At 65.6% G+C, this 26,953-nt stretch carries 25 protein-coding genes; 10 read left to right on the forward strand and 15 right to left on the reverse strand.

From position 1 onward, the window contains the following. Nucleotides 1-17 precede the first annotated feature (17 nt). The 5 genes from HF690_RS14370 to HF690_RS14390 form a co-directional block, all read right to left on the reverse strand. A complete protein-coding gene (locus HF690_RS14370) occupies nt 18-1,871 on the reverse strand; it encodes a phospholipase D-like domain-containing protein (RefSeq protein ID WP_113065424.1) in 1,854 nt (617 codons plus the stop codon). A 10-nt stretch (nt 1,872-1,881) separates the two neighbouring features. Beyond that, the gene (locus HF690_RS14375; RefSeq protein WP_168609930.1) at nt 1,882-2,520 is read right to left on the reverse strand and encodes a YceI family protein; all 639 of its coding nucleotides are present in this window, start codon (nt 2,518-2,520) and stop codon (nt 1,882-1,884) included. A 26-nt stretch (nt 2,521-2,546) separates the two neighbouring features. Next, a complete protein-coding gene (locus HF690_RS14380; RefSeq protein ID WP_113065422.1) occupies nt 2,547-3,020 on the reverse strand; it encodes a SixA phosphatase family protein in 474 nt (157 codons plus the stop codon). 55 nt (nt 3,021-3,075) lie between these two features. Beyond that, on the reverse strand, nt 3,076-3,714 hold the full coding sequence (locus HF690_RS14385; protein ID WP_113065421.1) for a ParA family protein: 639 nt from the start codon (nt 3,712-3,714) through the stop codon (nt 3,076-3,078). 90 nt (nt 3,715-3,804) lie between these two features. Further along, a complete protein-coding gene (locus tag HF690_RS14390; protein ID WP_168609931.1) occupies nt 3,805-4,845 on the reverse strand; it encodes a hypothetical protein in 1,041 nt (346 codons plus the stop codon). Nucleotides 4,846-5,038: 193 nt separating this feature from the next. Between HF690_RS14390 and HF690_RS14395 the strand changes: the two genes are divergently transcribed. Beyond that, entirely contained in the window at nt 5,039-5,236 is a 198-nt protein-coding gene (locus HF690_RS14395) for an antitermination protein NusB (protein WP_113065419.1), read from the forward strand. Nucleotides 5,237-5,268: 32 nt separating this feature from the next. On the opposite strand, the gene speE is transcribed toward HF690_RS14395, so the two are convergent. Next, entirely contained in the window at nt 5,269-6,120 is an 852-nt protein-coding gene (speE, locus tag HF690_RS14400) for a polyamine aminopropyltransferase (RefSeq protein WP_168609932.1), read from the reverse strand. Between the two features lie 119 nt (nt 6,121-6,239). Between speE and speA the strand changes: the two genes are divergently transcribed. Further along, nucleotides 6,240-8,126 (forward strand): biosynthetic arginine decarboxylase, encoded by a 1,887-nt coding sequence (gene speA, locus HF690_RS14405; RefSeq protein WP_168609933.1) that lies wholly within the window; start codon nt 6,240-6,242, stop codon nt 8,124-8,126. Here the strand turns inward: speA and HF690_RS14410 are convergent. Further along, a complete protein-coding gene (locus HF690_RS14410) occupies nt 8,105-8,809 on the reverse strand; it encodes an HAD family hydrolase (protein WP_168609934.1) in 705 nt (234 codons plus the stop codon). The two genes, speA and HF690_RS14410, sit on opposite strands and share 22 nt — an antisense overlap. 11 nt (nt 8,810-8,820) lie before the next feature. Next, nucleotides 8,821-9,570, reverse strand: a complete 750-nt coding sequence (locus tag HF690_RS14415) for an SDR family NAD(P)-dependent oxidoreductase (protein WP_168609935.1) — start codon at nt 9,568-9,570, stop codon at nt 8,821-8,823. A 103-nt stretch (nt 9,571-9,673) separates the two neighbouring features. On the opposite strand from HF690_RS14415, the gene HF690_RS14420 reads away from it, so the two are divergent. Continuing rightward, nucleotides 9,674-11,062 carry an RDD family protein gene (locus HF690_RS14420; RefSeq protein WP_168609936.1) on the forward strand — a complete coding sequence of 463 codons (1,389 nt, stop codon included), beginning with the start codon at nt 9,674-9,676 and terminating at the stop codon, nt 11,060-11,062. A gap of 53 nt (nt 11,063-11,115) precedes the next feature. Here the strand turns inward: HF690_RS14420 and HF690_RS14425 are convergent, their stop codons facing one another. The 3 genes from HF690_RS14425 to radC form a co-directional block, all read right to left on the reverse strand. Beyond that, entirely contained in the window at nt 11,116-11,691 is a 576-nt protein-coding gene (locus tag HF690_RS14425) for an SPOR domain-containing protein (protein ID WP_113065413.1), read from the reverse strand. Next, nucleotides 11,691-13,379 (reverse strand): arginine--tRNA ligase, encoded by a 1,689-nt coding sequence (gene argS / locus HF690_RS14430; RefSeq protein WP_168609937.1) that lies wholly within the window; start codon nt 13,377-13,379, stop codon nt 11,691-11,693. Before argS ends, HF690_RS14425 begins: the two co-directional genes overlap by 1 nt. 542 nt (nt 13,380-13,921) lie before the next feature. Continuing rightward, nucleotides 13,922-14,590, reverse strand: coding sequence for a RadC family protein (radC, locus tag HF690_RS14435; protein ID WP_168609938.1), 669 nt, complete (start codon nt 14,588-14,590; stop codon nt 13,922-13,924). A 119-nt stretch (nt 14,591-14,709) separates the two neighbouring features. On the opposite strand from radC, the gene coaBC reads away from it, so the two are divergent. The 3 genes from coaBC to HF690_RS14450 are packed head-to-tail and all read left to right on the forward strand — an operon-like array spanning nt 14,710 to nt 18,739. Beyond that, entirely contained in the window at nt 14,710-15,927 is a 1,218-nt protein-coding gene (gene coaBC / locus HF690_RS14440) for a bifunctional phosphopantothenoylcysteine decarboxylase/phosphopantothenate--cysteine ligase CoaBC (protein WP_168609939.1), read from the forward strand. Next, nucleotides 15,924-16,379: a dUTP diphosphatase gene (dut, locus tag HF690_RS14445; protein WP_113065411.1), complete on the forward strand. Its 456-nt coding sequence runs from the start codon at nt 15,924-15,926 to the stop codon at nt 16,377-16,379. Before coaBC ends, dut begins: the two co-directional genes overlap by 4 nt. A gap of 14 nt (nt 16,380-16,393) precedes the next feature. Further along, nucleotides 16,394-18,739, forward strand: coding sequence for a phosphomannomutase/phosphoglucomutase (locus tag HF690_RS14450; protein ID WP_168609940.1), 2,346 nt, complete (start codon nt 16,394-16,396; stop codon nt 18,737-18,739). Between the two features lie 47 nt (nt 18,740-18,786). On the opposite strand, the gene HF690_RS14455 is transcribed toward HF690_RS14450, so the two are convergent. Continuing rightward, on the reverse strand, nt 18,787-19,440 hold the full coding sequence (locus HF690_RS14455; RefSeq protein ID WP_168609941.1) for a DUF4124 domain-containing protein: 654 nt from the start codon (nt 19,438-19,440) through the stop codon (nt 18,787-18,789). Between the two features lie 78 nt (nt 19,441-19,518). Continuing rightward, a complete protein-coding gene (pyrE, locus tag HF690_RS14460; RefSeq protein ID WP_168609942.1) occupies nt 19,519-20,163 on the reverse strand; it encodes an orotate phosphoribosyltransferase in 645 nt (214 codons plus the stop codon). Between the two features lie 83 nt (nt 20,164-20,246). Here pyrE and HF690_RS14465 point away from each other — a divergent pair, with 83 nt between their 5' ends. Genes HF690_RS14465 through HF690_RS14475 form a run of 3 tightly spaced genes read left to right on the forward strand, consistent with a single transcriptional unit; the run spans nt 20,247 to nt 22,659 of the window. After that, the gene (locus HF690_RS14465) at nt 20,247-21,020 is read left to right on the forward strand and encodes an exodeoxyribonuclease III (RefSeq protein ID WP_113065407.1); all 774 of its coding nucleotides are present in this window, start codon (nt 20,247-20,249) and stop codon (nt 21,018-21,020) included. Further along, nucleotides 21,017-22,324, forward strand: coding sequence for an AmpG family muropeptide MFS transporter (locus HF690_RS14470; protein ID WP_168609943.1), 1,308 nt, complete (start codon nt 21,017-21,019; stop codon nt 22,322-22,324). Before HF690_RS14465 ends, HF690_RS14470 begins: the two co-directional genes overlap by 4 nt. A 47-nt stretch (nt 22,325-22,371) precedes the next feature. Then, nucleotides 22,372-22,659, forward strand: coding sequence for a hypothetical protein (locus HF690_RS14475; protein ID WP_113065405.1), 288 nt, complete (start codon nt 22,372-22,374; stop codon nt 22,657-22,659). A gap of 4 nt (nt 22,660-22,663) precedes the next feature. Here HF690_RS14475 and HF690_RS14480 read toward each other — a convergent pair whose 3' ends face one another. Both HF690_RS14480 and HF690_RS14485 read right to left on the reverse strand, forming a co-directional pair. Then, nucleotides 22,664-23,782 (reverse strand): anhydro-N-acetylmuramic acid kinase, encoded by a 1,119-nt coding sequence (locus tag HF690_RS14480; RefSeq protein WP_168609944.1) that lies wholly within the window; start codon nt 23,780-23,782, stop codon nt 22,664-22,666. 7 nt (nt 23,783-23,789) lie between these two features. Further along, nucleotides 23,790-25,235 (reverse strand): peptidoglycan DD-metalloendopeptidase family protein, encoded by a 1,446-nt coding sequence (locus HF690_RS14485; RefSeq protein WP_113065403.1) that lies wholly within the window; start codon nt 25,233-25,235, stop codon nt 23,790-23,792. A gap of 193 nt (nt 25,236-25,428) precedes the next feature. On the opposite strand from HF690_RS14485, the gene tyrS reads away from it, so the two are divergent. After that, nucleotides 25,429-26,640 carry a tyrosine--tRNA ligase gene (tyrS, locus tag HF690_RS14490; RefSeq protein ID WP_168609945.1) on the forward strand — a complete coding sequence of 404 codons (1,212 nt, stop codon included), beginning with the start codon at nt 25,429-25,431 and terminating at the stop codon, nt 26,638-26,640. Nucleotides 26,641-26,953: the final 313 nt, after the last annotated feature.

A 26,953-nucleotide genomic window follows, 5' to 3' on the forward strand; every position in this document is an offset into this window, starting at 1 on the left:
AGCGGGCGCTTTGTCGCCTACAGAATCCCGCTGAGACCGACGCCGAAGGCGGTGATCATGCGCGTGTAGATGGTCTTGAATGGCAGCGCGACGCCGGGGAAGTCGCCGACCGCGTGGTAGCACTGGAAGAATTTCGGGTCGTATGGCGTCAGCGGCCGGCAGCCCGGATCGATGTCGTAGCTGGTGGCGTAGCGGAACGGCCAGAAATCGAACAGCGGAAGGTGCTCGGACACGGTGCCGATGGCCTGGTTGATGTACGTCAGCACCGGCACCTTGGGTTGGCGCGGGGCGATGGTCCAGGCGTTCTTCGGCTGCGTCTCGCGCAGAATCGAGCGTTTCAGCTGCTCGGCGAAGCGCGAGTCGTAGATGATGATCCCGGCCTCGGTGTTGTAGTGGTCCGAGCGCGGATCGAAGTTGTGCGAGCCGACCATCGCGAACGCATCGTCGACGACGATGGACTTGGCATGCAGGCCGATGCGCATGCCCTGGGTTTCGATCAGCGGCGCCGGGCTGTTGCGGCGGCGAGTGCGGTGCATGTCCTGGCGCGCGATCGGCGCGGAGGGCGGGGCGGATTGATCGTCGGCGGCCGGCAGGGTCAGTACCGGCATGTCGGCCGGATGCGGTTTCAGTTCGTAGATCTCGAAACCGTAGTCCTTCAGGTAGCGCTTGCGGTGTTTGTAGGACATCGCATAGACCGCGAAGGCGTCGGTCGAGGCCAGCGAATTGGTCGACACGATCACGCGCGGGCGCGGCTGCTCACGATGCAGCTTCAGGAAGATCCGGCGCGCCTGCTTGCTCATCACGAGGTACGGCGTCTGCAGCACGATCTGGTGCTTGGCGTGCGAGATCATGCGCATGATGTGTTCGGTCAGTTCCTGTGAACGCATGCGCCCCGGGTTGTCGGTCTTGCCGGGGAAGTCGGAGAAGAACTCGACCGGCCCCACGCGAAGCGTGTGATCGAGGATGTGCTGGCCCAGCCAGCGAGGGTCCTCGGCCTGCCGGCGCACTTCGGCGACGCGCCCGGGGTGCGCGTAGCGGGGCTCCGTCCAATGCACCGGTTTGACGCCGGTTTCGCGCAGGATGGTATTGACGTCGCGCAGCTGGGTCAGACGCTTGGTGCGCTTGTGCACCCAGAAATGCTGGAAGCTGGTCGCCATCTCGCGCGCAGCGGGGCCGCCGACCATGACGTCGCGGTCGATGTAGTTGAACTTCGGATCCCAGCCGTAATAGCGATCCTCGATGTTGCGCCCGCCGGTGATGCCGATGGTGCCGTCGACGACCATCACCTTGTTGTGCATGCGCTGGTTGAACTGGAAGAAGCAGCACATGATGCCGGCGGCGAATTCCAGCGGCGGCGTCTTGGCGTTGGCGAAGGTCGGGTTGTACAGGCGCAGCTGGAAATTCGGATTGACCCGCGCCAGCCGCGCCAGCTGGGAGGGATCGGAGAACGAGAACAGCTGGTCGGCGATGATGCGCACGTGCACGCCGCGCTGGGCCGCGCGCACCAACTCGTCGAGCATCAGTTTTCCGCTGTCGTCGGGCGCCCAGATGTAGGTCTGCAGGTCGATGCTGCGTTTCGCTGCGCGGATCAGGTTGATGCGCGCGGCGAGGGCCGCTTCGCCGCTGTTGAGCAGCGTGACGACGTGCTGGGGATGCTTGGCCGTGGAGTAGTGCTGCGCATCCTCGGCCGCGGCCATCAGGGGCGAGGGCGTGGCGCAGTGGTCTGCCCGCTGGCAACGTGTCGCGTTGGCGGGCTGGCTTTGCTGGATGATGGAGGCGGCCTGGCGTACATGCACCCGCGAGACTGCGCATCCCTGCAGCAACATGATCAGCGCCAGCAGGGACAACGCGCATCGAAGTCGGCTGGTCATGCGGGCAATTCTAGCGGGTGTCCGTCCTGTGCGGCGCGAGTGGCGACGGTGAAGGTTCAGATTCGGCCCGCAGACGGATCACCAGACTCAGGTTCACCCGCGAGGAAACGAAGGCGCGGTAGGCGCGCATGCCGAAATGCGTGCGATCGAGCCATCCGCGCAGATGCAGCGTGCACTGGTCGAATCCCTGGCCCGGGCATTGCGTGTCGTACAGACGAAGCGTCATCGGTCGCGTCACGCCATGCAGGGTGATATGTCCCTTCAGGCGTTCATGGTCCCGATGCAGCTGCGCCAGCGGTATGGGGTCGGAGGTGAAGGTGATGTCCGGATAGGTTCCGGCATCGAAGAAATGCTTGCCGAGCAGTCGCTTTCGATAACGCGAGGGCTTCACGCGGACGCTTTCGGCACGAATACGCGCCTGGACGCGTGCGGTGCGATGAACCGGATCGATGCGAATCTGGCCGCGAACGTCATCGAATCGACCGATCACCGATTGCCACCAGATCAGGCGCACGCTGAATGCCGCGTGCGAGCGACCGCGATCGATGTGCAGTGTGGTGGCGGGGGTGGCCTGAAGCGTCGCGCAGGCGAACAGCGTCGCCAGTGCGACGAAACATCGCGAGCTTCGCTTGAGCGCGCGCGCATACATGGCGCTGGGGCCGGCGATGCGCCCGCTCAGGGCGACCAGAAGGCGTGCAGCTGTGCGCCGCCCGGGTCCAGCGGCAGGTCGGCGCGCAGCCAGGCCAGCCCGGCCGGCGGCATGCCGCGGACTTCGCTGGAACGGCCCTCGCACAGCAGACCGACCAGTTGTTCCAGTGCCGGGTTGTGGCCGACCAGCACCAGGATGCCGGATGTGGCGTGCTGTTCGATCAGGTTGATCAGCGTGCCGGGCACGGCGTCGTAGATCGCCGGTTCCAGGGTCGGGCTGGTGTCGCTGCCCAGCACGTCGAGCACGTTGCGCGCGGTCATCAGGGCGCGCTGGGCCGGGGAGCACAGTACGCGGGCTGGTTGCACATTGTGTTCGCGCAACCAGCGGCCGGCGGCGCGCGCTTCGTTCTCGCCGAGTGTGCTGAGAGGGCGTGCGCCGTCGGTGCCGTCGGGTGCCGAGGACATGGCCGCGGCGTGGCGCAGAAGAATGATGTCATGCATGAGCGAAGGATCCGGGGCAAGCGAGCGGGTGTTCGGGCGGCGCGGGGCCGGCGTGCTAAGTGTTGCGCGCGATCCATCGCAGTGGCTTGCGCCAGTCATCCTGATGCCGGCGTACGTGTTCGGAAGCGTAGTCGAAGATGCTCTTGCCCAGGCCGGTCAACAGAACGTAGGCCTGGCTGTCGCGCAGCGCGCCGACCACCGGAAAGGGCAGGTCGCGCAGCAGCGCCACGGCGTCCTGGCTGGCATGTGTCCAGGGCTTGAGCCGGTTGCCGACGAGACCCACGGGCACTTTGCCACGTTTGACCGGTGGCATGGCGTGCAGCATGTCGACAAATGTGGTGGTGGCGTCCAGATCGATGACCGACGGGAGCACGGGCACCAGCACTGCATCGGCGCGTTCGAGCCAGGGCGTGAGCTGGTATTCGGTGATGCCGGCGGGGGTGTCGATGATGACCAGTTCGGTGTCCGGCGGCAGGCGATCGAAGGTCTGGCTGGGCGAGCCGTCCATGCCCAGTACGCCGGGCAGGTGCTCGTGTTCGGCGCGGCGCGCGCACCAGTGGTAGCTGGAGTGCTGGCGGTCGGCGTCGATGATGACCACGTTGCGCCCCTTCTGCGCGCGTGCGGCGGCCAGATTGGTGGCCAGGGTGGTCTTGCCGCAACCGCCTTTGCTGCTTGCCACAAGTATCGTCTGCATCGCCGACTGCTCCCGTAGCTCGAGGGAAGGCCGCCGCGCGGACGCGCGGTGACGTGCGACAAGCCTACACGGCGCGGGCGTCAGCGCAAGTCAGGGCGTTTCCGCGGCCGGGCTGGAGGCCGCCGCCGCCGGTTGCGGCGAGACCTCGTCGGGGGCTTCGAGCGGAATGCCGGCCATGTGCAGCGTGGCTTGCATCAGGCTCATCTGGGTGCCGCCCTGTCGCGCCAGCATCAGCATGCGCTGTGCCAACTCGGGGTGGGTGCGGGCCTGTGCCTCCAGCTGCCCGAAATGCCGCACTTGCCAGGTCAGGTCGCGCATCGCGGCGTCGGCTCGGGCGCGTACCGCGGCATCCTCGGACAGCGTCGACCGCAGGTGCAATCCGAGCGAACGGGCCAGCGGACTGCTGCCCCAGACCAGCACGTGGGCCAGCTTCAGACAGGTGGCGCGGCGTTGCGGCTGCTCTTTGACCACCTTGGGCAGGCACTGCGCCGCGGCCAAGTGGAAGCCGGGTAGGGGCTGGGCGTCGCCGATGCCGTAGACCAGGGTCATCTGCAGATCGGCGACCTGTGCGCGCTGGCTGCCCTCGCCCGACAGCGTGGCCGGGGGCGGCGGCAGCTGCATCACGGCGATCGCCAACGCCTGCAGGCTGCGCCCGGTGTAATCGTCGTATTGGCTCGCGTTGGCGGCCTTCTGCAAGGCGGCCTCGGTGGCCTTGGCGTCGCCGTTTTGTGCAGCTTGGCCCATGCGCAGTAGCCACACGGCGGCATTGTCCGGCGCCTGCTTGACCAATGCGTCCAGGGCTTTGGTGTTGGGGCAGTTGTCGGCCTGGGCGTCGCAGTCGCTCAGGCGGACCCAGTTCGCGGCCGGCCCGGCATCCTGGGCGGCCGCGGCGCGGGTAATCAGATGATGGAAGTCGAGCGGACCGCCGTGGTCGATATCGCCGGCACGTGCCAGCAGGGCCGCGCCCAGCAGCGGTTTCGGATCGGCCCGCAGAGCCAGCACGGACACCAGGTCATGCTGGAATTGCTCACGCGCCTTACGTTGTGCAGCAGCGTTCTCCGCATGCGCGGGCAGTACGGTCAGGCCGAACAGGATGGTGAGCAAGGACGTGAAAGCGGTGCGCCACGTCATGGCGTTCTTCTCCTTGGCGAGAGCATTCGCCTCACCTTACGCGCCGATCATGAAGAGCGGCTGAGTCGCGGGCCGTACGCAAACGTCTCGGTAACGTTTTCGTTGTTAGAGTGCGGAGAGGCACTTGTGTCGGTTCGCGCATGCGCGACGCACGCCGGCACGCACCCATGTTCCAAAATTGCGGAGAACAGCAATGGATGAATTCGCGAACCTGGCCTCCAACGGCGCTCCTTATTTCGTTGGTTGGGGCACGCTCGCGTTGATCAATGCCGGCCTGGCACAAGGAAAGAATCGCAGCGGCCTGGGCTGGTTTCTGCTGTCCTTGCTGCTGGGTCCGATCGCCACCCTGGTTCTCGTGCTGCTGCCAAAGCAGCGGCAGACGCTGTTCTGACCGCGGCGGCGTGACGTACGCCGCCGGCGATCTTACTCGCCCAGTGCCTGGCGCATGAATTCCGGTTGCGCCAGCGCGGCCTTGTGCATGTCGACGTTGTAGTAGCGCGTGGCGAAGGTCTTGGTCGCGGCGCCGCGTTCGCGGAAGCCGGACAGGTCGCCGCCCTTGCGCGCCATGGTGCAGCTCCACCAGCCGGTCGGGTAGCACGGCTGCGGGAACGGCAGCGTCTTGAGCGCATTGAAGCCGGCGGTGCGCATCGCGCCGCGCATGGACTTGATCAGGTCCAGGTGCGCCAGCGGCGATTCGGATTGCTGCACCAGCAGGCCGCCGTGACGCAGCGCCTTGAAGCAGCTGGCGTAGAAATCGGCGTTGAACAGACCCTCGGCCGGACCCACCGGATCGGTGGAATCGACGATCACCAGATCCACGCTGCCCGGCTCCCGCTCGGCCATGTACTTGATGCCGTCGTCGAACAGCAGTTCCGCGCGCGGATCGTCGTTGGATTCGCACAGCTCCGGGAAGTATTCCTCGGCCAGGCGCGTGACACGCTCGTCGATGTCGACCTGGGTGACGTGCTCGACTTCCTCGTGCTTGAGCACCTCGCGCAGCGTGCCGCAGTCGCCGCCGCCAATGATGACCACGCGCTTGGCCAGCGCATGCGTGAACAGCGCCGGATGCGTCATCATCTCGTGGTACAGGAAGTTGTCGCGCGAAGTCAGCATGACGCAGCCGTCGATCACCATCAGGTTGCCCCAATCGGTGGTCTTGTGGATCTCGATGCTCTGGAACGGAGTCTTCTCCGAGTGCAGAAGCGCCTCGGTGCGAAAACCGATGGACGAGCCGGAAGCCTCGTGGGCCTCGGTGAACCAGCTGGGTTGCGACATGACGGTTCCTTGAAAGTCATGGGGGACGCGGATCGACCGCACATTGTAGCGGCTAGTCCGTATCCGCACATGCTGCACTACACTACGTCGTTTCAGGCTTTCCGCGGAGCACGGCAACGATGAGCACGGACTGGAACATCGATCGCGCGCGTCGTACCTGGTCGATTCCGAACTGGAGCGCGGGCTACTTCGATGTTGCCGACAGCGGCGCCGTGACGGTGCGTCCGCAGGGCGCCGAAGGGCCGACGTTATCGCTGCCCGAGGTGGTCGAGAAGGCGCGCGCCGAAGGGTTGCGCATGCCGCTACTGGTGCGCTTCCCGGACATTCTCGCCGACCGTCTGCAGCGGCTGCAGAACGCCTTCGAGCAGGCGATGGAAGCGCACGCATACACCGGCGGCTACACCGCCGTGTACCCGATCAAGGTAAACCAGCAGCGCGGCGTCGCCGGCGAGCTGGCGCGCGTGGGCGACAAGGGCTTCGGCCTGGAGGCCGGCTCCAAGCCGGAGCTGATGGCGGTGCTGGGCCTGGCGCGACCGGACAGTCTGGTGGTGTGCAACGGCTACAAGGACCGCGAGTACGTCCGTCTGGCGCTGATCGGCATCAAGATGGGCCTGCGCGTGCACATCGTCATCGAGAAGCCGTCCGAGCTCGACTACGTGATCGCCGAATCGAAGGCGCTGGGCGTCGAGCCGCTGCTCGGCGTGCGCGTGCGGCTGGCCTCGATCGGCGCCGGCAAGTGGCAGAACACCGGTGGCGACAAGGGCAAGTTCGGCCTCGGTCCGCGCCAGTTGCTGGCGCTGGTCAAGCGGCTGGAAGACGCGGGTCTGAAGCACACCCTGCGTCTGCTGCATTTCCACATGGGATCGCAAATTTCCAACGTGCGCGACATCGCCACCGGCATGCGCGAGGCGGTGCGCTACTACATCGAGCTGCGCAAGCGGCAGGTGCCGATCACCATCATGGACGCCGGCGGCGGCCTGGGCGTGGACTACGAGGGCACGCGCTCGCGCAGCTTCAATTCGATCAACTACTCAATGGAGCAGTACGCGGCGAGTCTGGTGCAGCCGCTGGCCGAGGCCTGCATCGCCGAGGGTATCAACAAGCCGCGGCTGGTCACCGAGGCCGGCCGCGCGATGACCGCGCATCACGCCGTGCTGGTGGTCAACGTCAGCGAGGTCGAGCGCGTGCCGGAAGGCCGCGTCGACCCGCCGCGCGAAGACGAGCCGGCGGTGCTGCGCCACCTGCGCGATGTGCACGCGGCCCTCGACGAGCGCCCGCCGCTGGAGCTGTTCCACGAGGCCCAGCATCACCTCGCCGAGGGCCAGACGCTGTATGCGCTCGGTCAGCTGGACCTGGCCGACCGCGCGCGCCTCGATGACCTGTATTACGCCATCGTCGGCGCAGTGCGTCCGCGCCTGATGCCCGGCGAGCGCGCGCACCGGCAGGCGTTGGACGAGCTGGACGAAAAGCTGGTCGACAAGTACTTCGGCAACTTCTCCGTGTTCGAGTCGGTGCCCGATGTGTGGGCCATCGATCAGGTGTTCCCGATCGCGCCGATCGCGCGGTTGGACGAAGCGCCGACGCGCCGCGGCGTGCTGGTCGACATGACCTGCGACTCCGACGGCCGCATCGACGCCTACGTCGACGCCGAGGGCGTGGACGTGAGCCTGCCGCTGCATGAGGTGCGCGAGGGCGAGTCTTACCGCCTGGGCATCTTCATGGTCGGTGCGTACCAGGAGACCCTGGGCGACATCCACAACCTGTTCGGCGACACCGATGCGGTCAATGTGCGCTGCGATGGCGAGGGGTTCCGTTTCGACCACGTGCGCCGCGGCGACACCGCCGACCTGATGCTCGACTACGTCGGCTACGCGCTGGACGACCTGCGCGCGACGTATGCGGAAAAGCTGCAGGCCGCCGGCATCGAGGGTGACGAGGCCGAGGCCCTGCGCGCCACGCTGGAAGCCGGACTGACCGGCTACACCTACCTCGAAGAGACGTCCTGAGACGACCTCGGTCTTCCGGCCGCGATGCGCGCCGGCAGTTCGCGCATGTCCTCGAACACCGTGTGCGCGCCGGCCGCGCGCAGTCGCTGCGCCGGCATGTTTGCGGCGTAGCCGAACACGGTCATGCCCGCCGCCGCGGCGGCGGCGATGCCCGTCGGCGTGTCTTCGACCACCAGGCAGTCGGCCGGATCGGTGCCGTTGCGTTCGGCTGCGAGCAGGTAGACATCCGGTGCCGGTTTCGGGCGCGGCACCTCCTCGGCGCTGAACGTGCGACCGCGGAATCGCGGCCACAGGCCGGTGGCACCCAGGGTGATGCGCATCTTCGCCTGTTCGCCGTTGGAGGCCACGCAGCAGGGCAGCGTGATGTGATCCAGTGCTTCGACGATGCCCGGGACCGGTTGTACCTCGCGTTCCAGCGCGGTGCGGGTGCGCCGATCGTAGTCGGCGATGAAATCAGGCGGCGCGGGTCGGCCCAGCAGGTCCGCGACCCGATCCAGGCACTGCGTCATCGTCAGGCCGACGAAGTGTTCGAACATGTCGTTGAGCTGCAGTGTCAGGCCGAGCTCGCCGAGCATCTCGGCGAACACCCGGTTGGCGATCCGTTCGCTGTCCACGAGCACGCCGTCGCAGTCGAGAATCAGCAACCGGAACGGTTCGCCGGGGGCTTCGTCGGGAGCGGACATGCCGTCGCGGATCAGTCCCGGTGCACCTGCAGGCCCGCGGCCGACTGGCTGGTCGGCATCACCTCGATGCGGTTGACGTTGAGGTGCGGCGGCAGATGCGCGATCCAGGCGACGGTCTCGGCGATGTCCTCGGCCGTGATCGGGTGGGTGCCCGCGTAGAGCTTGTCCGAGGCGGCCTGATCGCCGCCGGTGCGCACCAGGGTGAATTCGGTCTCGGCCATGCCCGGTTCGACCGAAGTCACGCGCACGCCGGTGCCGTGCAGATCGGTACGCAGGCCCAGCGTGAACTGCGTGACGAACGCCTTGGTGCCGCCGTAGACATTGCCGCCCTTGTACGGATAGCTGCCCGAGATCGAGCTGATGTTGACGATTGCGCCGCGGCGTTCGATCAGCGCCGGCAGCAGCGCGTGCGTCAGCGTGACCAGCGCGGTGACGTTGGTGTCGATCATCTGCCGCCATTCGTTCAGGTCGGCGAACTGGGCCGGCTCGGTGCCCAGCGCCAGGCCGGCGTTGTTGACCAGCAGGTCAATGTCGGCAAAGGCGGGTGGCAGCGCATCGAGCATCGCTTCGATGGCGTCGTCGTCGCGGATGTCGAAGGCGGCAGCGTGCACCTTGTCAGCGCCGAGGCGCTCGACCATGGTCTGCAGGCGTTCCGCGCGGCGTCCGCAGATCACCACGCGCCAGCCGTCCTTCACGAGTCGTTCGGCGATGGCTGCGCCGAATCCGGAGGTGGCTCCGGTCACCATGGCTGTTTTCGTCATCCGCCCAGTGTAGCGGTTTCGTGCACCGGCGCGGAGCTGTGCTTCGTTTTGCGCCCGGCTGGACTAGAATCGGGTGCATTGGGGGAAAAACATGGGGGAAATCATGTCCGAAGCGATGTATTCGGTGACCTTGACCGGAAGGGTGCAGCCCGACCGCGATGCGCCGTCGGTGTGGGAGCGTGTCGCGCAGTTGCTCAAGCTTGATGCCATGGCGTTCAGCGAGCGCGTGCTGGCGCGAATGCCGGTGACACTGAAGGCGGTTCCGCAGGAAGCCGCGGAACGGCAGCGCGAGGCGCTCGTGTCCTGCGGTGCCGATGCGGTGCTGCTCGAGGAAGGGTCGCCGCCGAGGCTGTGGGTGCGCATGCGCCAGGACACGCGCGGTCCCTTGAGCGCGACCTATGTACGGCACGCGCTGCATGAAGGCACGCTGTCCGCCGATACGCAGGCTTGTGCGCAGGGCACGAAGCAGTGGCAAACGCTCAGCGAATTGCTGCGGAATACCGTGGCCGAAGCGATGCCCGTTCCGCCACCACCGAGCGCGACACCCATGACGGCGTCCAGGCCGTCGGCGGGCCGTGTCTTGCCTACCGAAAGTGCGCGCCGCGGGCTGCATGCCGGATTCTGGATGCGCTTCGTCGCCTACCTCATCGATACGCTGGCCCTGTGGATACCGCTGGCCATCATCGATGCTCTGCTGATGATTCCCATGGCCGGGCATCCGGAGCGGGCGGGATCATCGATTCTGGGCATCTACGCGGTGAACTTCGTGTTGATCCTGGTCTATTTCGCCGTGTTCGAGTCTTCGGCGCTGCAGGCCACACCGGGCAAGCTGGCGTTGGGTTTGCGTGTGACGGATGAATACGGCCGGCGGATCGGGTTTGGGCGAGCGCTGGGGCGCTATCTGGGCAAGTTGCTGTCGGGCCTGCTTCTTCTGATGGGCTACATCATGGCGGGTTTCACGGCGCGCAAGCAGGCGCTGCATGACCTGATGGCGGGGAGTCTGGTGGTGCGCAAGACGCCGCTGGAAGCCTATCGGGCCGATCCGTCCTCGCCGCCGCCGGCGCGCACCGGACTTCCGGGCTGGGCCATCGCCCTGATCGTGGTCGGCGTGAGTCTGGTGCCGATCAGCATACTGGCCGCGATCGCCATTCCGGCATATCAGGGGTATGTGGTTCGCACGCAGGTGGTCGAAGGCGTGCAACTTGCGCAGATGCCCAAGGCGGCCGTTGCGCGCTACATGCGCGAGAAGGATCGTCCGCCGCAGGACAACGCCACGCTTGGTCTGCCGTCGCCGTCACAGCTGGCTGGCCGATACGTGGCCGAGGTGAAGGTCGATTACGGAGATGTCACCGTGCGCTACAACGATCGTGCGTCACCGCAGGTGCGCGACCGACACCTGTTGTTCACGCCGGAGCTGAGTCACGGCGTGGTGGTCTGGCGGTGCCTCAGTCCGGATCTTCCGCACAAATACCTGCCGCGGTCCTGTCGCTGAGCGGTCCGCCGGATCGCGTTCGCGCTCATGAAAGGGCGCGAACGCGAAAGCGATCAGTGTTCCTTCAGCGCGATGGCCTTGATGCCGGCCGATGCGAGCCGCTGCTTGGCGGATTCCAGTTTGGCGGCTGACGTGTAAGGCCCCAGGCGTACGCGGTTCCAGGTGTGGCCATCGATGGTCACGGGCTTCACTTCGGCGACGAAACCCTGCAGCGCCAGCTTCGCCTTCATCGCCTCGGCATCGGAGGCGTTCGGGAACGAACCGACCTGCAGCAGGTAGCCGCCGCTGTCGGCGGGCGAGGCATTGCCGGGTTGCGTCTCGGCTTTGGCCTGGCGGCTGATCTCGGCGTCCGGAATGATCACTTCCTTCTCCGGCAGCACCGAGTAGAAGTCGTATTTGGACTTCTTCTTCGTGCCGGCGGCCTGATCGGCCACGCCCGGCTCGCTGCCGCGCGGCACCGTGGCGTTGGGGTTCGGCTGCGGACCGTTGTGCTTGCGGCCCATCGGCAGCCAGCCACCGCGGGTGGCCATGGCCATCAGGATGGCGCCGATGATGAGGCCGATCAGGACCCAGCCCCAGGCCGGGAAACCGCCGTTGCGCACGGCCTGCTTGTTCTTGCGAGGTGGCATTACATGCTCTCCGGGGCCGACAGGCCCAAAAGGTCCAGTCCGTTCGCGAGCACCTGGCGGGTCGCCGTGACCAGGGTCAGGCGCGCCTGGCGCAGGGCGTCGTCGTCGACCAGGAACTGGTGGGAGTTGTAGTACGTGTGGAAGGCCTGCGCCAGTTCGCGCAGCCAGTTGGCCAGCAGGTGCGGTTCGAGACTCTCGGCGGCCGACTCGACGATCTCGGGGTAGCGCGAGAGTTCGGTCATCAGCGCCTGCTCGTGCTCGTTGTCCAGCCGTGCCAGATGCTTGCGGCCTTCGCCCGGGTCGAATGCCAGGCCCTTCTCCTGGCACTGGCGCAGCACGCTGCACACGCGGGCGTGGGCGTACTGGATGTAGTAGACCGGGTTGTCGTTGGACTGCGAGCGGGCTAGGTCGATGTCGAAGGTCAGCTGCGAATCGCCCTTGCGCGCGATCAGGAAGTAGCGCGTGGCGTCGCGGCCGACCTCGTCGATCAGGTCGCGCAGGGTGACGTAGCTGCCGGCGCGCTTGGAGATCTTCACCTCCTCGCCGCCCTTCATCACAGTGACCATCTGGTACAGCAGATAGTCCGGGTAGCCCTTCGGGATGCCGGCGTCCAACGCCTGCAGACCGGCTTTCACGCGCGCCAGCGAGCCGTGGTGATCGGCGCCCAGCACCGTGATGGCGGACGTGTAGCCGCGCTGCCATTTGTTGCGGTGGTAGGCCACGTCCGGCACGAAATACGTGTAGGTGCCGTCGGACTTGCGCATCACGCGGTCTTTGTCGTCGCCGAAGTCCGTGGTGCGTAGCCAGAGTGCGCCGCCTTCCTCGTAGGTGTGGCCGTGCGCCTGCAGTTCGCGGACGGTTTCCTCGACCTGACCGCCTTCGTACAACGAGGATTCAAGGAAGTAGACGTCGAAGTGGACGCCGAAGGCCTTCAGATCCAGATCCTGTTCGTGACGCAGATAGGCCACGGCGAAGTCGCGGATGGCCTCCAGGTCTTCCGGATCGGCCGCGGCGGTGACGGTGCGGTCGTCGGCGGAGACGGATTCGCCGGCCAGATAGGCGCGCGCCACGTCGGCGATGTACTCGCCGCGGTAGCCGTCCTCGGGCCAGCCCTCGTCGCCGGGCGCCAGGCCGCGGCAGCGCGCCTGGGTGGAGATCGCCAGGTTCTGGATCTGCACGCCGGCGTCGTTGTAGTAGAACTCGCGTTTCACGTCCCAGCCGCTGGCGTCGAGAAGACGCGCGACGCAGTCGCCCAGCGCGGCGTTGCGGCCGTGGCCGACGTGCAGCGGGCCGGTCGGGTTGGCGGACACGAATTCCACGCCGACCACGCGCCCGTCGCCGACGCCGTTGTGGCCGTAGTGCGCGCCGCGATCCAGCACCTGGCCGATTTCGGCGTGGTAGGCCGCCGGGCTCAGAAAGAAGTTGATGAAGCCGGGGCCAGCGATTTCCACGCGCTCGACCAGTTCGCTCGGCGGCAGCGCGGCGACCAGTGCCTGCGCCAGTTCGCGCGGATTGCGTCGTGCCGGGCGTGCCAGCAGCATCGCCGCGTTGGTGGCGAAATCGCCGTGTTCGCGGTTGCGCGCGCGTTCGATGACGAAATCGGGCGCGTTCAGGTCAGTGGGCAGGGTGGCGTCGTGCTGCAGGGCGGCAAAGGCCTGCAGCACCAGGTCGTGGAGCTGCTGTTTCACGGCTGGGTTCGATGGTTGCGGGAAGCTGCCATGCTAGCAGCCCGCAGGGCGCTCGAACATCCGCAAGTGGGCGTGCGGACTGACCTTTTGCGGTCGATTCCCGGGCGTGGACAAGCCTGTGGATAAGTCTGTGGGCAAGGTCGGCGCTGGCGTCGCCTAGGATTTTTTCTTATTTTTCTCATCAGGGTGATGATAAAAAAACCTGTTGTAAAATAAATACTTGTATAATGTTTCTCGTTTCGGCATGCAGCTTGCCCGCGTAAGTGACCGTTTTATGAAATTGTGCATAACTGTGCGACAAACAAATCGAAACGTCCGTTGTGTGCTTGCCATGTCATACGTTGGTCATGCTCGGGCGCGACACTGCACGCGGCGCAGGAAACGGGTCGGACGCCCGGATCGATGCGCTGTTGCACTTGCCCGTGGCGAAACTCCCCCGCTTTACGGGACGGTGGTCGCTGATCTCCTCCAAAGAACTCGCGACGAAGTGACTAGCGCGGCTCCGGCCGCGCTTTTTTTATGGCCTGATGCCATGGGGTGGTTCAGATCAGACCACGTGCGGCCATCGATACGGGCATGCCGCTGCCGACCACCAGGTGATCCAGTACGCGCACGTCGATCATCTGCAGTGCCTCGCGAAGCTGCAGGGTGATGGTGCGATCGGCGGCGCTGGGTTCGGCGACGCCGGAAGGGTGGTTGTGGGCGAAGATCACGGCGGCCGCGTTGTGTCGCATGCAGGCACGCACGACCTCGCGTGGATGCACGCTGGCGCCGTCGATGGTGCCGCGGAACAACTCCTCGAAGCCGAGCACGCGGTGCCGGTTGTCCAGATACAGGCAGGCAAACACTTCATGCGGAAGGTCGCGCAGGCGCGCTTTGAGATAGGCCGCGCTGTCGACCGGATCGCGCAGCGGTGCGCCGCGATCGAGTTCCTCGCCCAGTGCGCGCCGGGCGAGTTCGAAACCGGCGGCCAGACGGGCGTGTTTGGCCTGTCCCAGGCCGCTCAAGCGTGGCGGTTCGGCGGCGGAGAGCAGGGCGGACAAGTTGCCGCCGGCCTGCAGCAGTTCCCGCCCCAGCGCGACGGCATCCTTGCCGCGGGTGCCGCTGCCCAGCAGCACAGCGAGCAGTTCGGCGTCGCTCAATGCGGTTGCGCCGTGTTTCAACAGTCGTTCGCGCGGTCGTTCGCTGCGCGGCCAGTCGGCAATGCCCATGCATACACTCCCTTGAATAAGCACATGCATCATCGCGATCTCGATCACGACGCGGACAGGGGCGCGGACGGTCGAATCCGGTAAGCTACGGACTTGCCTGATCGTCAGTGAGTTCCGACATGAGTCTGGCCCAACGTCGCATTCTGCTGGGCGTGTCCGGCGGTATCGCCGCCTACAAAGCCTGCGAGCTGGTTCGTCGTCTGCGCGAAGCGGGCGCCGAAGTCCGCGTGGTCATGACGGCGGGGGCCGAGCGTTTCGTCACGGCGACCACGTTCCAGGCCCTGTCCGGGCAGCCGGTTCGCAGCAGTCTGTGGGACGAGCAGGCCGAGGCCGCGATGGGCCACATCGAGTTGGCGCGCTGGGCCGAGCGCATCCTGGTCGCGCCGGCGTCCGCCGACATCCTGGCGCGTTTGGCGCACGGCATGGCGGACGATCTGCTCAGCACGCTGTGTCTGGCCAGCGCCGCACCGCTGCACGTGGCGCCGGCGATGAACCAGCAGATGTGGGCGAACGCGGCCGTGCAGGACAATGTGAGGACGCTGCGTGCGCGCGGCGTGCAGGTGCACGGTCCGGGTAGCGGCGATCAGGCCTGCGGCGAGGTCGGCGATGGGCGCATGCTCGAGGCGGTGCAACTGCGCGATGCGTTGGCCGCCAGTTTCGGCGACGGCCCGCTGCGTGGAATGCGGGTGCTGGTCAGTGCCGGCCCGACATTCGAGGACATTGATCCGGTGCGTTATCTGGGCAATCGCAGTTCGGGACGCATGGGCTACGCCGTGGCCGCGGCAGCAGCAGCCGCCGGCGCGGAGGTGTGCCTGGTCTCCGGACCGGTCTGCCTGGAGAAGCCGGTCGGCGTGGCGCGACGCGTCGACGTACGCAGCGCGCAGCAGATGCTGGACGCGGTGCTGACGGAAGCGCCGCGAAGCGACATTTATATCGCTGCGGCGGCCGTGGGCGATTACCGCCCGCGCGCGCCGGCCGAGCACAAGATGAAGAAAAGCGATGGTCAGCCGCTGACCCTGGAGCTGACCGAGAACCCCGATATCCTGTCCACGGTGGCGGCCTTGGCGCACCCGCCGTTTCTAGTCGGTTTCGCTGCCGAGACGCGGGATGTCGAGGCGTATGCCCGAGGAAAACTCGAACGCAAGAAGCTCGACTTGATTGCGGCCAACCAGGTCGGAGTCGGAATGGGGTTCGAGACCGAAGACAACGCGCTGACGCTGATCGGCCCGGAAAGCAGCGAAAAACTTCCGCGTTGCGACAAGCGTGAACTGGCGCAGGCCCTGATCGCGCGTATCGCCGCACAATTCCATGCTCGCAGGAATCCACCAAACGCATGATCGATGTTGAACTGAAGATTCTCGACCCGCGTCTGGGCAAGGACATTCCGCTGCCGGCGTATGCCACTGACGGTAGCGCCGGCATGGATCTGCGCGCGGCGATCGATGCGCCGCTGACGCTTCAGCCCGGGCAGAGCGAGCTGGTGCCGAGCGGCATTGCCATCCATATCGGCGATCCGCGCTGGTGCGCGCTGATCCTGCCGCGCTCGGGGCTGGGCCACAAGCACGGGCTGATTCTGGGCAACTCGACGGGCCTGATCGATGCCGATTATCAGGGGCCGCTGATGATTTCGTGCTGGAATCGCAGCGCACAAGCGTTCACCATGCAACCGGGCGATCGCATCGCCCAGCTGATGTTCGTGCCGGTCACCCAGGCACGTTGGCAAGTGGTCGATGCGTTCGATCCGAGTCGTCGCGGGGGCGGTGGCTTCGGTTCCACGGGTGTGGCCTGAGGCGGAGGGGACACATGAACGAACGTGCGAAACGGCAACTGGAGGCACTCAAGCAGTTGCTGCAGCGACTGTGGTTGCTGGCTGCGGCGACGCTGCTGATCGCGGCGGCCGCGTTCTGCGGCTGGCAGACCTGGCTCATCGCCAGCAAGAGTGGCGCGGTCGAGCAAGTGCGCAACGCGCAGCGCCAGACGGTGGATCAGCTGTCGTCCCTGCTGCGCGCCGATCGCGACAAGGCGCAGATGATGATCGGCGATAGCGCTGTACTCGCTGCCCTGAAGCAGGGTGACGCCGCCGGCCGCGCGGAAGCAGCCAAGCGCGCGGTGACGCTGCTGCCCCATGCTGTGGATATCGAATTCTTCAGCCCGGGGCTGGACGAGGTCGTGCATGCCGATTACGACAAGTTCGGCTATTCACGGGCGGCGCAGTTGCTCGGGGCGCAGAGCGACGAAGCGCAACCGTTGATGCAGGCCATTCTGAGCAAGGGGCAGACCGTGTTGACCCTGGCGCGTCAGGTGGGTGACAAGAATGCGCCGCTGGGCTATGCGTGGATCGAATTTCCCTTCGCGCCGGTACGCGCTGTCCTCGAACGCAACGACCCGGCTTCAGGGCGCCTGGAGCTGCGTTTGGGCGACGATGCCGACGGCTTGCTCCTCACCCGGCATGGGCGCACCAGCGCCAAACCCCAGGATGGCGACCTCGGCATGCAAGTGGCGGGCACCCGTCTCCGAGTGATCGCCGCGTTGCCGGTGGCCTGGATCGTTCTGCCGCATTCGGTCGTGTTCAGCGGCATTCTGACATTGTTGTGCCTGGCCGCGAGTGCGGGATTGCTGTGGATGCGCCGACGCACGATGCGGTCACATGGAACTCACGAGAATCTGGAGCCGGTCTTGTCTGATGTAGCAGAACCCGAAAACAAAACTTCGTCGGCGGCAGGCGAGCGGCCTACGACCAAGGTGGCAGCGGCCGCCGCAGCTACGCGTGCCGTCAATCGCAGCATCTTCCGCGCTTATGACATCCGTGGCGTGGTCGACAAGGACATCGATGCCGATGTCGCGCGCCTGATCGGTCTGGCCATCGGCAGCGTCATGCAGGACAAGGGTCTGAAAGAGATCGTTATCGGTCGCGATGGTCGTCTGTCCGGCCCGGAACTTTCCGAAGCCCTGGCACAGGGCCTGCGTGAAGCGGGCATCGACGTGATCGATATCGGTGCCGTGCCGACACCGCTGGTGTATTTCGCCGCCTATCACTTCAATACCGGCTCCGGCGTGGCCGTGACCGGCAGCCACAATCCACCCGACTACAACGGCTTCAAGATCGTGGTCGGCGGCGAGACGCTGTCGGAAGGTGCGATCCAGGAGCTGTACGAACGCATCGCCGAGAACCGCCTGCACAGCGGCGGAAGCGGCGAACTGCGGCGCATGGACGTGGTCGGCGAATACATCGACCGCATCGCCGACGACGTGCAGGCCGAGCGTCCGCTGAAGGTCGTCGTCGACGCCGGCAACGGCATCGCCGGTGCCATCGGCCCGCAAGTGCTGCAGGCCATCGGTTGCCAGGTGGTGCCGTTGTACTGCGAGGTCGACGGCGAGTTCCCCAATCACCACCCCGACCCGTCGGACCCGCACAATCTCGAAGATCTGATCCTTTCGGTGAAGAGCACGGGTGCGGACCTGGGCGTGGCCTTCGACGGCGACGGCGACCGTCTCGGCGTGGTCACGCGCGAGGGCGAGATCGTCTATCCCGATCGACTGCTGATGCTGTTCGCGCGCGACGTGCTGGTGCGCAATCCAGGTGCGACCATCATCTACGATGTCAAATGCACCGGGCATCTGCAGAGCGACATTCTCAACGCCGGCGGCAGTCCGCTGATGTGGCGCACGGGCCATTCGCTGATCAAGGCGAAGATGCGCGAGACCGAAGCGCTGCTGGCCGGCGAGATGAGCGGCCACTTCTTCTTCCGCGAGCGCTGGTTCGGCTTCGACGACGGCATCTACGCCGCCGCGCGGTTGCTGGAAGTGATTGCCGGCGACCTGGACGAACGCAGCGCCGAGGAGATCTTCGCGACCCTGCCGAAGGGTGTGTCGACACCGGAACTGAAGATTGCCATGGAGGAAGGCGAGCATTACGCCTTCATCAAGAAGTTCAGCGACAAGGCGCAGTTCGAAGGTGCGCGTCTGACCACCATCGATGGCCTGCGCGCCGATTGGAAGGACGGCTGGGGTCTGGTCCGCGCGTCCAACACCACGCCGGTGCTGGTGCTTCGTTTCGATGCCGACGACGAGACCGCGCTCAAGCGCATCCAGCAGACCTTCCGCGAACAGCTGCTCGCGGTCGATCCGGATCTGGCGTTGCCGTTCTGATGAATCGCGCGGGCGAGCCGATAGGGCCGCCCGCGCCAAACCCCGTGTCAGCGCGTAGCGGCATCCTCGGCGGCGCGCAGCTTGCGGTAGCGCTGGACCAGCCGCTCGACCCGCTTCTCGGCCTCGACCTTGGCCTCTTGCTGCTTGCCGAGCTTTGCGCGCTGATCGGTGACCGCGGCACGTTGCGCGTCAATGCGCTTTTCGAGGAAAGCCGGCACCGGCTTGCCGTCGTGCTTGATGTCGGCCACGTGCGACAGCAGTTGGGCCAGATTCTGTTCCTGCGCATGCAGGTTGATCTGGGTGGTGCGGATGGCCTGGGTCAGCTCATCGATCTCGGCTTGTTGCGAGTCGCGGAACACCTGCTCGTTGGGATAGGCCGACAGCATCTGTTCGTCCTGCGCGTGCTGACGATCGGCCGCGGCCTTGGCTGCATCGGCCTTGGCCTTCTCGGCCTCGGCGACCTTGCGCTCTTCCGGCGTCAGCTGACGCTGCACGTGACGCACCACCAGTCCGCTGCTGTTGATCACGTCATAACCATTCTTGATGGCTTCGCTGTTGAGGCTGTCGCTGTAATGCGGCAGACCGCTGTCGTCGCGCCAGCTGTAGCGGTAATTCTCCGAATGCTTGGTTTGCCAGGCGAGCGCGGACGCACTGCAGGCGAGCAGGCCGATCAGGATGAGGCTTGATGTGGTTTTGTGCATGAACGATCCTCCGGGACCGAGTATAGCCGTGCGCTGCCGCGGCATTGTATGCAGCGGCGCACAAGTCGTCGTGAGGGTTCAGATGGAACCGTAGCGGTCGCGGTAGGCCTGCAGGTGTTCGCGTTCATCAGCCAGCTCGGGCTGTTGCGCGGCGTAGGTCAGCACATCGGCGAATCCGGCGATGGCGACGACCGGAACGCCTTCCTCGGCCGTCAGCTCTTGTGCGGCCGAACGCTCGCCTACGCCGCGCTCCTGGCGATCCAGCGCGATCAGCACGCCGGCCGGCGTTGCGCCATGGGCGCGGATCAGGGCCAGCGATTCGCGCACGGCGGTGCCGGCGGTCATCACGTCGTCCACGATCAGCACGCGTCCCTGCAGCGGCGCGCCGACCAGCGTGCCGCCTTCGCCATGATCCTTGGCTTCCTTGCGGTTGTAGGCGAACGGTGTGTCGCGATCATGCGCGTCGGCCAGCGCGATGGCCGTGGCCGCGGCCAGCGGGATGCCCTTGTAGGCCGGTCCGAACAGCATGTCGAACTGGAGCGACGAAGCCATGGCCGCGGTGGCGTAGGCGTGGCCCAGCTGCCCCAGCGCCGCACCGGAGGCGATGTGGCCGAGGTTGAAGAAATACGGGCTGATGCGCCCCGACTTGAGCACGAACTCGCCGAAGCGCAGGACACCGCGCTGCAGCGCGAGTTCGATGAATTGGCGTTGATGCGCTTGCACGCGAATCTCCTGAACAGAAAACGGGCCGGAATGCGGCCCCTCGAGATTGTTATGATGCCGCAACCTTCACCGGAACGTCGCGCATGCGCATCATCAGTCTCAACGCCAACGGCATTCGTTCGGCGGCACGCAAGGGTTTTTTCGAGTGGTTCGACCAGCAGGACGCCGACATGCTGTGCCTGCAGGAAACCAAGGCGCGCACGCATCAGTTGGTCGACGATCCGGTGTTCACCCGCGAGGGCTATCACGACTGTTTCCACGATGCGCGCAGCAAGAAGGGCTACAGCGGCGTGGCGATCTATTCGCGGCAGAAACCGGATGAGATCCGCACCGAGCTCGGCCGCGAGGATTTCGATTGCGAGGGCCGCTACATCGAGGCGCGGTTCGGCAATCTCAGCGTGGTGTCGCTGTATTTTCCGTCCGGTTCGTCTGGCGACGAGCGTCAGCAGTACAAGTTCCGCATCATGGACTGGTTCGCGCCCATTCTCGACGAGTGGCTGAACAGCGGCCGCGACTATGTGGTGTGCGGCGACTGGAACATCGTGCGCAGCGAGCTGGACATCAAGAACTGGAAGTCCAACCAGAAGAATTCCGGCTGCCTGCCGGAGGAGCGCGACTGGATGAACGGCCTCATCGACCAGCGCGGCTGGGTCGATGCCTTCCGTGCGCTGAAGCCGGACACCGTCGAGTACACGTGGTGGTCGAATCGCGGCCGCGCGCGCGAGAACAACGTCGGCTGGCGCATCGACTACCAGCTGGCGACGCCGTCGCTGCGCGAGCGCATGACCGACTGCTCGATCTACCGCGACGAACGCTTCTCCGATCACGCGCCGTTCACTGTGGACTACGACGCATGACTGCCGCCAAGCCGCGCGGCTGGCGCGGCATCGTCAAGGCCTTCGCCACACCGTCGGCGGGCACATTGTGTTTGCTCGGTTTCGGTTCCGGTCTGCCGTTTCTGCTGATTGGCTACACGCTGTCGATCTGGCTGCGCGAGTTCGGGCTGACGCTGGGGGCGATCGGCCTGTTCAGCTATGTCAGCTTCTTCTACGTCTTCAAGTTCATCTGGGCGCCGTTGCTGGACCGCTGGAAGGCGCCCATCCTGGGCTTCCTGGGACGTCGTCGCGGTTGGCTGGCGCTGTCGCAGATTCTGCTGATCGCGGCGCTCACGGGCATGGCGGCGACCGGGCCGGCGCAACTGGAACTGTTCGTGGCGCTGGCCGCGCTGGCCGGATTCTCCGGTGCCACGCAGGACACCATGATCGATGCCTACCGCATCGAGATCGCCCCGCCGGAGGCGCAGGCCGCATTGGCCGCGACCTACACGCTGGGTTACCGGTTCGGTCTCATCGTGTCGGGGGCCGGGGCGCTCTACATCGCGGCCTACAGCAGCTGGCACACGGCCTATCTGGCCATGGCCACCTGTCTGGTAGTGCCATTGCTGACGACGCTGGTGATGCGCGAACCGGAAACCATCCGCGTACGCGAGCGCGTGGGGTTTCAGGCATCCTTCGTCGGCCCGTTCCGCGATTTCTTCCACCGTCACAGCGTAGTCATCGCGATCGTGCTGCTGCTGTTCATTGGCCTGTTCAAGCTGCCCGATCAGATGCTGGGCGTGATCAACGGGCCGTTCTATATCGACACCGGCTACACCAAGGACCAGATCGCCACGGTATCGAAGCTGTACGGTGTGTGGATCGGCATCGCCGGCGCGTTCCTGGGCGGCGTGTCGGTGGCAGCGCTGGGATTGAAGCGCTCGCTGTACATCGCGGCACTGGGCGTGGCGTTGTCCAACCTGCTGTATCTGCTGATGGCGCAGCACCCGGGGCAGACCTGGGCCTTCATCGCGGCGATCTCCGGCGACAATTCGACCCTGGGTTTCGCCGGGGTCGTGCTGGTCGCGTTCCTGTCCTCGTTGACCAGCATGGAATTCACCGCGACGCAGTACGCGCTGCTGAGTTCGCTGGCCAATCTGCCGGGCAAGCTCATTGGCGGGTTCTCGGGGTTTCTGGTGGAACGCTGGACCTACTCGGGCTTCTACATCTTCAGCGCGCTCTCCGTGGTGCCCACGCTGCTGCTTCTGGCGTGGCTGTCGCGGCGCATGACGCTGGACCGGCCGCGCGAGCCCGAGGACGAGGCTGCCAAGGCGTCGCAAAACTGACACAATAGGCCGCACAGGGGGCATGTAGCGCGGAGGAGGTTCCGCACGTGCCGGACATCGTAGTACGCCACATTGACGACGCCATGGTGGCGCGCATCAAGGAGATCGCGCGCGACCGCAAATGGTCGATCAACGACGTGATTCTTCATGCCATGCGCAGCGGCCTGGGTCTGGGCGGCGAGGTGCTGGGCGCCGAACGCGAGTTCCACAGCATCGCGAAACTGGCCGGCACCTGGCAGGCTGAAGAAACGGCCGCGTTCGAGGAAGCGCTGGATGCGCTGGCCTCTGCGCCGGTCGGTCGGTTGGCGGCACACAAGCCGCCTTCGAAGGACTGAAGGCTCAGCGCGGAGCCGCGTGAATCGCGCCGAGCAGTCGCGGTCCGATCGCTCCCGTGACGCTGGGCAGGTTGCCTGTCTCGCCGCGCAGGCGGCGATGGGCCAGCCAGGCGAATCCCATCGACTCCACATGGTCGGGTGCCACGCCCAGCGTTTCGCTGCTGAGCACGCGACAGGGCGCCAGTTGCTCGGCCAGTGACTGCATCAATGCATGGTTGTGCACGCCGCCGCCGCAGACCACCAGATCCTCGATCTGTGCTGCTTCGCGGCGCACGGCATCAGCGATGCTGCGCACCGTCAGTTCCAGCAAGGTGGCCTGTACATCGGCGGGGTCCATGGCGTCGATGTCGCCGCGCGCGCGCAGCCAGTCGAGATGGAAGACCTCGCGACCGGTGCTCTTGGGCGCAGGCAACGCGAAATAGGGATCGTCCAGCAGGGCCGCAAGCAGGGCTTCATCGACCTTGCCGCTGGCGGCGATGGCGCCGTCGCGATCATAGGGCTGGCGGTAGGTCAGCGCACACCAGGCGTCCATCAGGCCATTCGCCGGACCTGTGTCGAAGCCGATCACGCGGCCATCCGGGTGCAGCACGCTGAGGTTGGCGATGCCGCCCAGGTTCAGGACGCCGCGTACATGTTCGCGCGCGCCGAGCACGGCGGCATGGAAGGCCGGCATCAGCGGCGCACCCTGGCCACCGGCAGCTACGTCGGCGCGGCGGAAGTCGGCCACGGTATCGATGCCGGTGCGTTCGGCGATGACGCTGGCGTCGCCGATCTGCAGCGTGAAGGGCTGGTCGCCGTGGATGCGGTGACGCACCGTCTGGCCGTGCGAGCCGATGGCGCGCACGGCCGAGGGCAGGACGTCAGCCTCGCGCAGGAGCTGATGTACGGCTTCGGCAAAGCATTGTCCCACGGCCACGTCGAGGCGGCCGTAGGCATCGAGATCAAGCAGGCGGTTGCCCTGCGAAATGTCGAGGATGTCCTCGCGCAACGCGTCCGGCCACAGGTGTGTGCGCGCGTGAACCAGTTCGGTATGCGGATCGAAGCGGCACAGCGCGGCGTCGATGCCGTCCGCGCTGGTGCCGGAGATCAGGCCGACGTACAACGCGGCATCGGTGTTCGGCATGTCGGCGTCAATCGGTCTGTGACGCGCGCTTGGCCGTGTCTGTCCGATTGGCCAGGCGGATGTTGGCGTCGAGCGCATCGATGCGCGCCAGCATCGGCTTCATCTGCTGCGTGAATTGCGCCAGCAGTTTCGGCTGCAGCGGTTTCGGCTTCGGCATGGTCACGGTCAACGGATTGACCTGATGGCCGTGGATGCGCACTTCATAGTGCAGGTGCGGGCCGGTGGCCAGGCCAGTCATGCCGACGTAGCCGATCACCTGGCCCTGACGCACGTGCGAACCGATATGCAGGCCCTTGGCGAAGCGCGACATGTGCGCATAGGCCGTCGAATACTTGGCGTCGTGCTTGATCAGGATGAAGCGGCCGAAACCGTGCACCCAGCCGCGCACGCGGATCACGCCGTTGCCGGCGGCATGGATCGGCGTGCCGCGCGGTGCGGCGTAATCCACGCCCTTGTGCGCACGGGTGTAGCCGAGAATCGGGTGATTACGAGCCAGGCTGAAGCGCGAGGAGATACGCGAGAACTTCACCGGCGTACGCAACAGTGCCTTTTGCAGCGGGCGGCCATCCTCGCTGTAGTAGCCGAACGTGCCGTCCGGCTTCTGGAAGCGGAAGGCGGTGTAGCGGTGGCCGCGGTTGTAGAACTCGGCGGCAATGATGTCGCCGCTGTGCAGGTAGGCGCCGTCGCGCCAGACATCGTCGTAGACTACCGTAAAGCGGTCGCCGCTGCGGATGTCCTTGATGAAGTCGATGTCGTACTTGAATACGTCGGCCAGCTTCACCACCATCGCCTCGCTCAGGCCGGCCTTGCTGGCCGAGCCGAACAGGGACGATTGGATCACGCCGTGCGCGATGTGCTCGCGGCGCTCCAGTTCGCGTTCCTGCACGTGGCGCGTCACTTCGCCGTTGGCGAAACGCAGCACGACGCGATGGCCGCCGTCCAGATCGAAGCGCAGGGCTTCGAGTGCGCCGTTGGCGTCGGTGAGGTAACCGAAGACATCGCCCGGGTGCAGGTCATGAAGGGTGCCGGATTTCTTGGTCGCGCCCAGCGCCAGGGTCAGGTCGTGATAGCTGAGTCCATGCGACTCGAACAGTCCCGAAAGGGTCTGGCCGGGTTGTACGCGCATCACCTGCCAGTTCTCGACGGGCTTGCGCGGCGCCTGCGGCGGCAGGGTCGGCAGGTCCAGCGGCATTTCGGTGTAGGTGGTCACGGTGGGGCGATGCTTCATCGCGTTGGCCCACGCGGGCATGACCAGCGCGGACAGCACCACCAGCAGCACGGCTGCGGCAGCAAGCACCCAGCGTTCGCGTGCCCAATGCAGCGGTGGCCCCGAGTCGGACGAACCGAAGGACCAGTGCGTGTATCGTTGATAGAAGTGCTGATGCCGGCGCTGTGCCTTGCGGCGCATCGCCTGGCGACGCGCTTGATGCGCAGCCGAGGGACCCCGAGCCATATCTAGATTTCCCGCCCCTGTATGCCGAAAGAAGTAGCAATTGCGGCTACGATAGCGAGGCCCGGGAAACCCCGTCAACGCCTTTTTTTTCAAAGCGTTGCGTTCATCACCTCGGTTAACGCACAATTAACCGCGTTCAGGTCGGGGCCGTCTCCGATCCGGTCCCACCCATTTCGTAGTACATGAGGTTTTCATGAGCGACATCGAGGGCGCGCTGGCGCTGATCGGCCGCGGCGCCGACGAGATCATCAAGGAAGAGGAGCTGAAGAAGCGTCTTGAACAGGGGCGTCCGCTGCGCATCAAGGCAGGTTTCGATCCGACCGCGCCGGATCTGCACATCGGGCACACGGTATTGCTCAACAAGATGCGCCAGTTCCAGGATCTGGGGCATACGGTGATCTTCCTGATCGGCGACTTCACCGGCATGATCGGCGACCCGACCGGCAAGAACGTCACGCGCAAACCGCTCACGCCCGAACAGGTGAAAGCCAACGCCGAGACCTATGCCGCACAGGTATATAAGGTACTCGACCGCGACAAGACCGAGCTGCGTTTCAATAGCGAGTGGTTCGGCAAGATGAGTGCGGCGGACATGGTTCGTCTGGCTTCGCAGCACACCGTGGCGCGCATGCTTGAGCGCGACGACTTCGACAAGCGCTACAAGGCGCAGCAGCCCATCGCCATCCACGAGTTCCTGTATCCGCTGGTGCAAGGCTACGACTCGGTAGCGTTGAAGGCCGACGTCGAGCTGGGCGGCACCGATCAGAAATTCAATCTGCTGATGGGTCGCGCGCTGCAGGAACACGAGGGCCAGCCGCCGCAGGTGGTGCTGACCATGCCGCTGCTGGAAGGTCTGGACGGCGTCAACAAGATGTCGAAGTCGCTGGACAACTACATCGGCATCAATGAGCCGGCCATCGATATCGTCACCAAGACGATGAAGATCGGTGACGAACTGATGTGGCGCTGGTTCGAACTGCTCAGTTTCGATGTCTCGCTGGACGAGTTGGCGGCGATGAAGCGCGAAGTCGAGAGCGGCCAGCTCAATCCTCGCGATGCCAAGTTGCGTCTGGCGCGTGAACTGGCGACCCGCTTCCATGACGCGGCGGCCGCCGAGCAGGCCGTGGCCGGCTGGCATGCCGTCGTGCGTGGGCAGGGCGATACCTCGCTGCTGCCGCTCGATGAGATCGTGGTGCCAGACGAGGGGCTTCGCCTGCCGGCCTTGCTGACGGCGGCGGGGCTGAGCAAGTCCAACTCGGAAGCCAATCGCAAGCTCAAGGAACGTGCAGTGCGTATCGATGGCGAGGTCGCAGAGGACGCGCAACGCGTGTTCGAGGCCGGCTTCGAGGGCGTGCTGCAGATCGGAAAGCGCAACTTCGCGCGGGTGCTTCTCAAGACGGCCTGAAACTTTTTTCGGCGATTTTGCAAAAAAGGCTTGCGCATCTTGTGCCACCTCTCTAAGATTCGCGCCTCGCTCAGGCACAGCGCGATTCGCGCTCCGCTCCGGCAACAAAATTTCCTTGAAAAAGGGTGTTGACGGAAACGGAAAGCGATGTAGAATGTGCGGCTCCCTCGGACGAAACGTCCTAACAAGGGACGCGAAGGAAACTTCGCAAGCGATTGATCTTTGACAGTGTGCGCAGGTGACTTGTGTGGGCGCCTTGCGGAGTTGGAGAAGTCCAACCAATGCAAGCGTCCAAACCTTTAACCTTTGTAAT

The sequence above is a fragment of the Oleiagrimonas citrea genome, assembly GCF_012395255.1.
In the GTDB taxonomy this organism is placed as follows: Bacteria; Pseudomonadota; Gammaproteobacteria; order Xanthomonadales; family Rhodanobacteraceae; genus Oleiagrimonas; species Oleiagrimonas citrea.

What these genes read in the sequence shown, in the direction of transcription:
- HF690_RS14455 (WP_168609941.1), bottom strand. Translation starts at nt 19,440, where the DNA reads ATGCACAAAACCACATCAAGCCTCATCCTGATCGGCCTGCTCGCCTGC.
- HF690_RS14465 (WP_113065407.1), top strand. Translation starts at nt 20,247, where the DNA reads ATGCGCATCATCAGTCTCAACGCCAACGGCATTCGTTCGGCGGCACGC.
- HF690_RS14485 (WP_113065403.1), bottom strand. Translation starts at nt 25,235, where the DNA reads ATGGCTCGGGGTCCCTCGGCTGCGCATCAAGCGCGTCGCCAGGCGATG.
- HF690_RS14470 (WP_168609943.1), top strand. Translation starts at nt 21,017, where the DNA reads ATGACTGCCGCCAAGCCGCGCGGCTGGCGCGGCATCGTCAAGGCCTTC.
- HF690_RS14390 (WP_168609931.1), bottom strand. Translation starts at nt 4,845, where the DNA reads ATGACGTGGCGCACCGCTTTCACGTCCTTGCTCACCATCCTGTTCGGC.
- HF690_RS14480 (WP_168609944.1), bottom strand. Translation starts at nt 23,782, where the DNA reads ATGCCGAACACCGATGCCGCGTTGTACGTCGGCCTGATCTCCGGCACC.
- coaBC (WP_168609939.1), top strand. Translation starts at nt 14,710, where the DNA reads ATGAGTCTGGCCCAACGTCGCATTCTGCTGGGCGTGTCCGGCGGTATC.
- speA (WP_168609933.1), top strand. Translation starts at nt 6,240, where the DNA reads ATGAGCACGGACTGGAACATCGATCGCGCGCGTCGTACCTGGTCGATT.
- speE (WP_168609932.1), bottom strand. Translation starts at nt 6,120, where the DNA reads ATGTCGCAACCCAGCTGGTTCACCGAGGCCCACGAGGCTTCCGGCTCG.
- tyrS (WP_168609945.1), top strand. Translation starts at nt 25,429, where the DNA reads ATGAGCGACATCGAGGGCGCGCTGGCGCTGATCGGCCGCGGCGCCGAC.
- HF690_RS14395 (WP_113065419.1), top strand. Translation starts at nt 5,039, where the DNA reads ATGGATGAATTCGCGAACCTGGCCTCCAACGGCGCTCCTTATTTCGTT.
- HF690_RS14385 (WP_113065421.1), bottom strand. Translation starts at nt 3,714, where the DNA reads ATGCAGACGATACTTGTGGCAAGCAGCAAAGGCGGTTGCGGCAAGACC.
- HF690_RS14425 (WP_113065413.1), bottom strand. Translation starts at nt 11,691, where the DNA reads ATGCCACCTCGCAAGAACAAGCAGGCCGTGCGCAACGGCGGTTTCCCG.
- dut (WP_113065411.1), top strand. Translation starts at nt 15,924, where the DNA reads ATGATCGATGTTGAACTGAAGATTCTCGACCCGCGTCTGGGCAAGGAC.
- radC (WP_168609938.1), bottom strand. Translation starts at nt 14,590, where the DNA reads ATGGGCATTGCCGACTGGCCGCGCAGCGAACGACCGCGCGAACGACTG.
- HF690_RS14410 (WP_168609934.1), bottom strand. Translation starts at nt 8,809, where the DNA reads ATGTCCGCTCCCGACGAAGCCCCCGGCGAACCGTTCCGGTTGCTGATT.
- HF690_RS14420 (WP_168609936.1), top strand. Translation starts at nt 9,674, where the DNA reads ATGTCCGAAGCGATGTATTCGGTGACCTTGACCGGAAGGGTGCAGCCC.
- HF690_RS14370 (WP_113065424.1), bottom strand. Translation starts at nt 1,871, where the DNA reads ATGACCAGCCGACTTCGATGCGCGTTGTCCCTGCTGGCGCTGATCATG.
- HF690_RS14375 (WP_168609930.1), bottom strand. Translation starts at nt 2,520, where the DNA reads ATGTATGCGCGCGCGCTCAAGCGAAGCTCGCGATGTTTCGTCGCACTG.
- HF690_RS14450 (WP_168609940.1), top strand. Translation starts at nt 16,394, where the DNA reads ATGAACGAACGTGCGAAACGGCAACTGGAGGCACTCAAGCAGTTGCTG.
- HF690_RS14380 (WP_113065422.1), bottom strand. Translation starts at nt 3,020, where the DNA reads ATGCATGACATCATTCTTCTGCGCCACGCCGCGGCCATGTCCTCGGCA.
- HF690_RS14415 (WP_168609935.1), bottom strand. Translation starts at nt 9,570, where the DNA reads ATGACGAAAACAGCCATGGTGACCGGAGCCACCTCCGGATTCGGCGCA.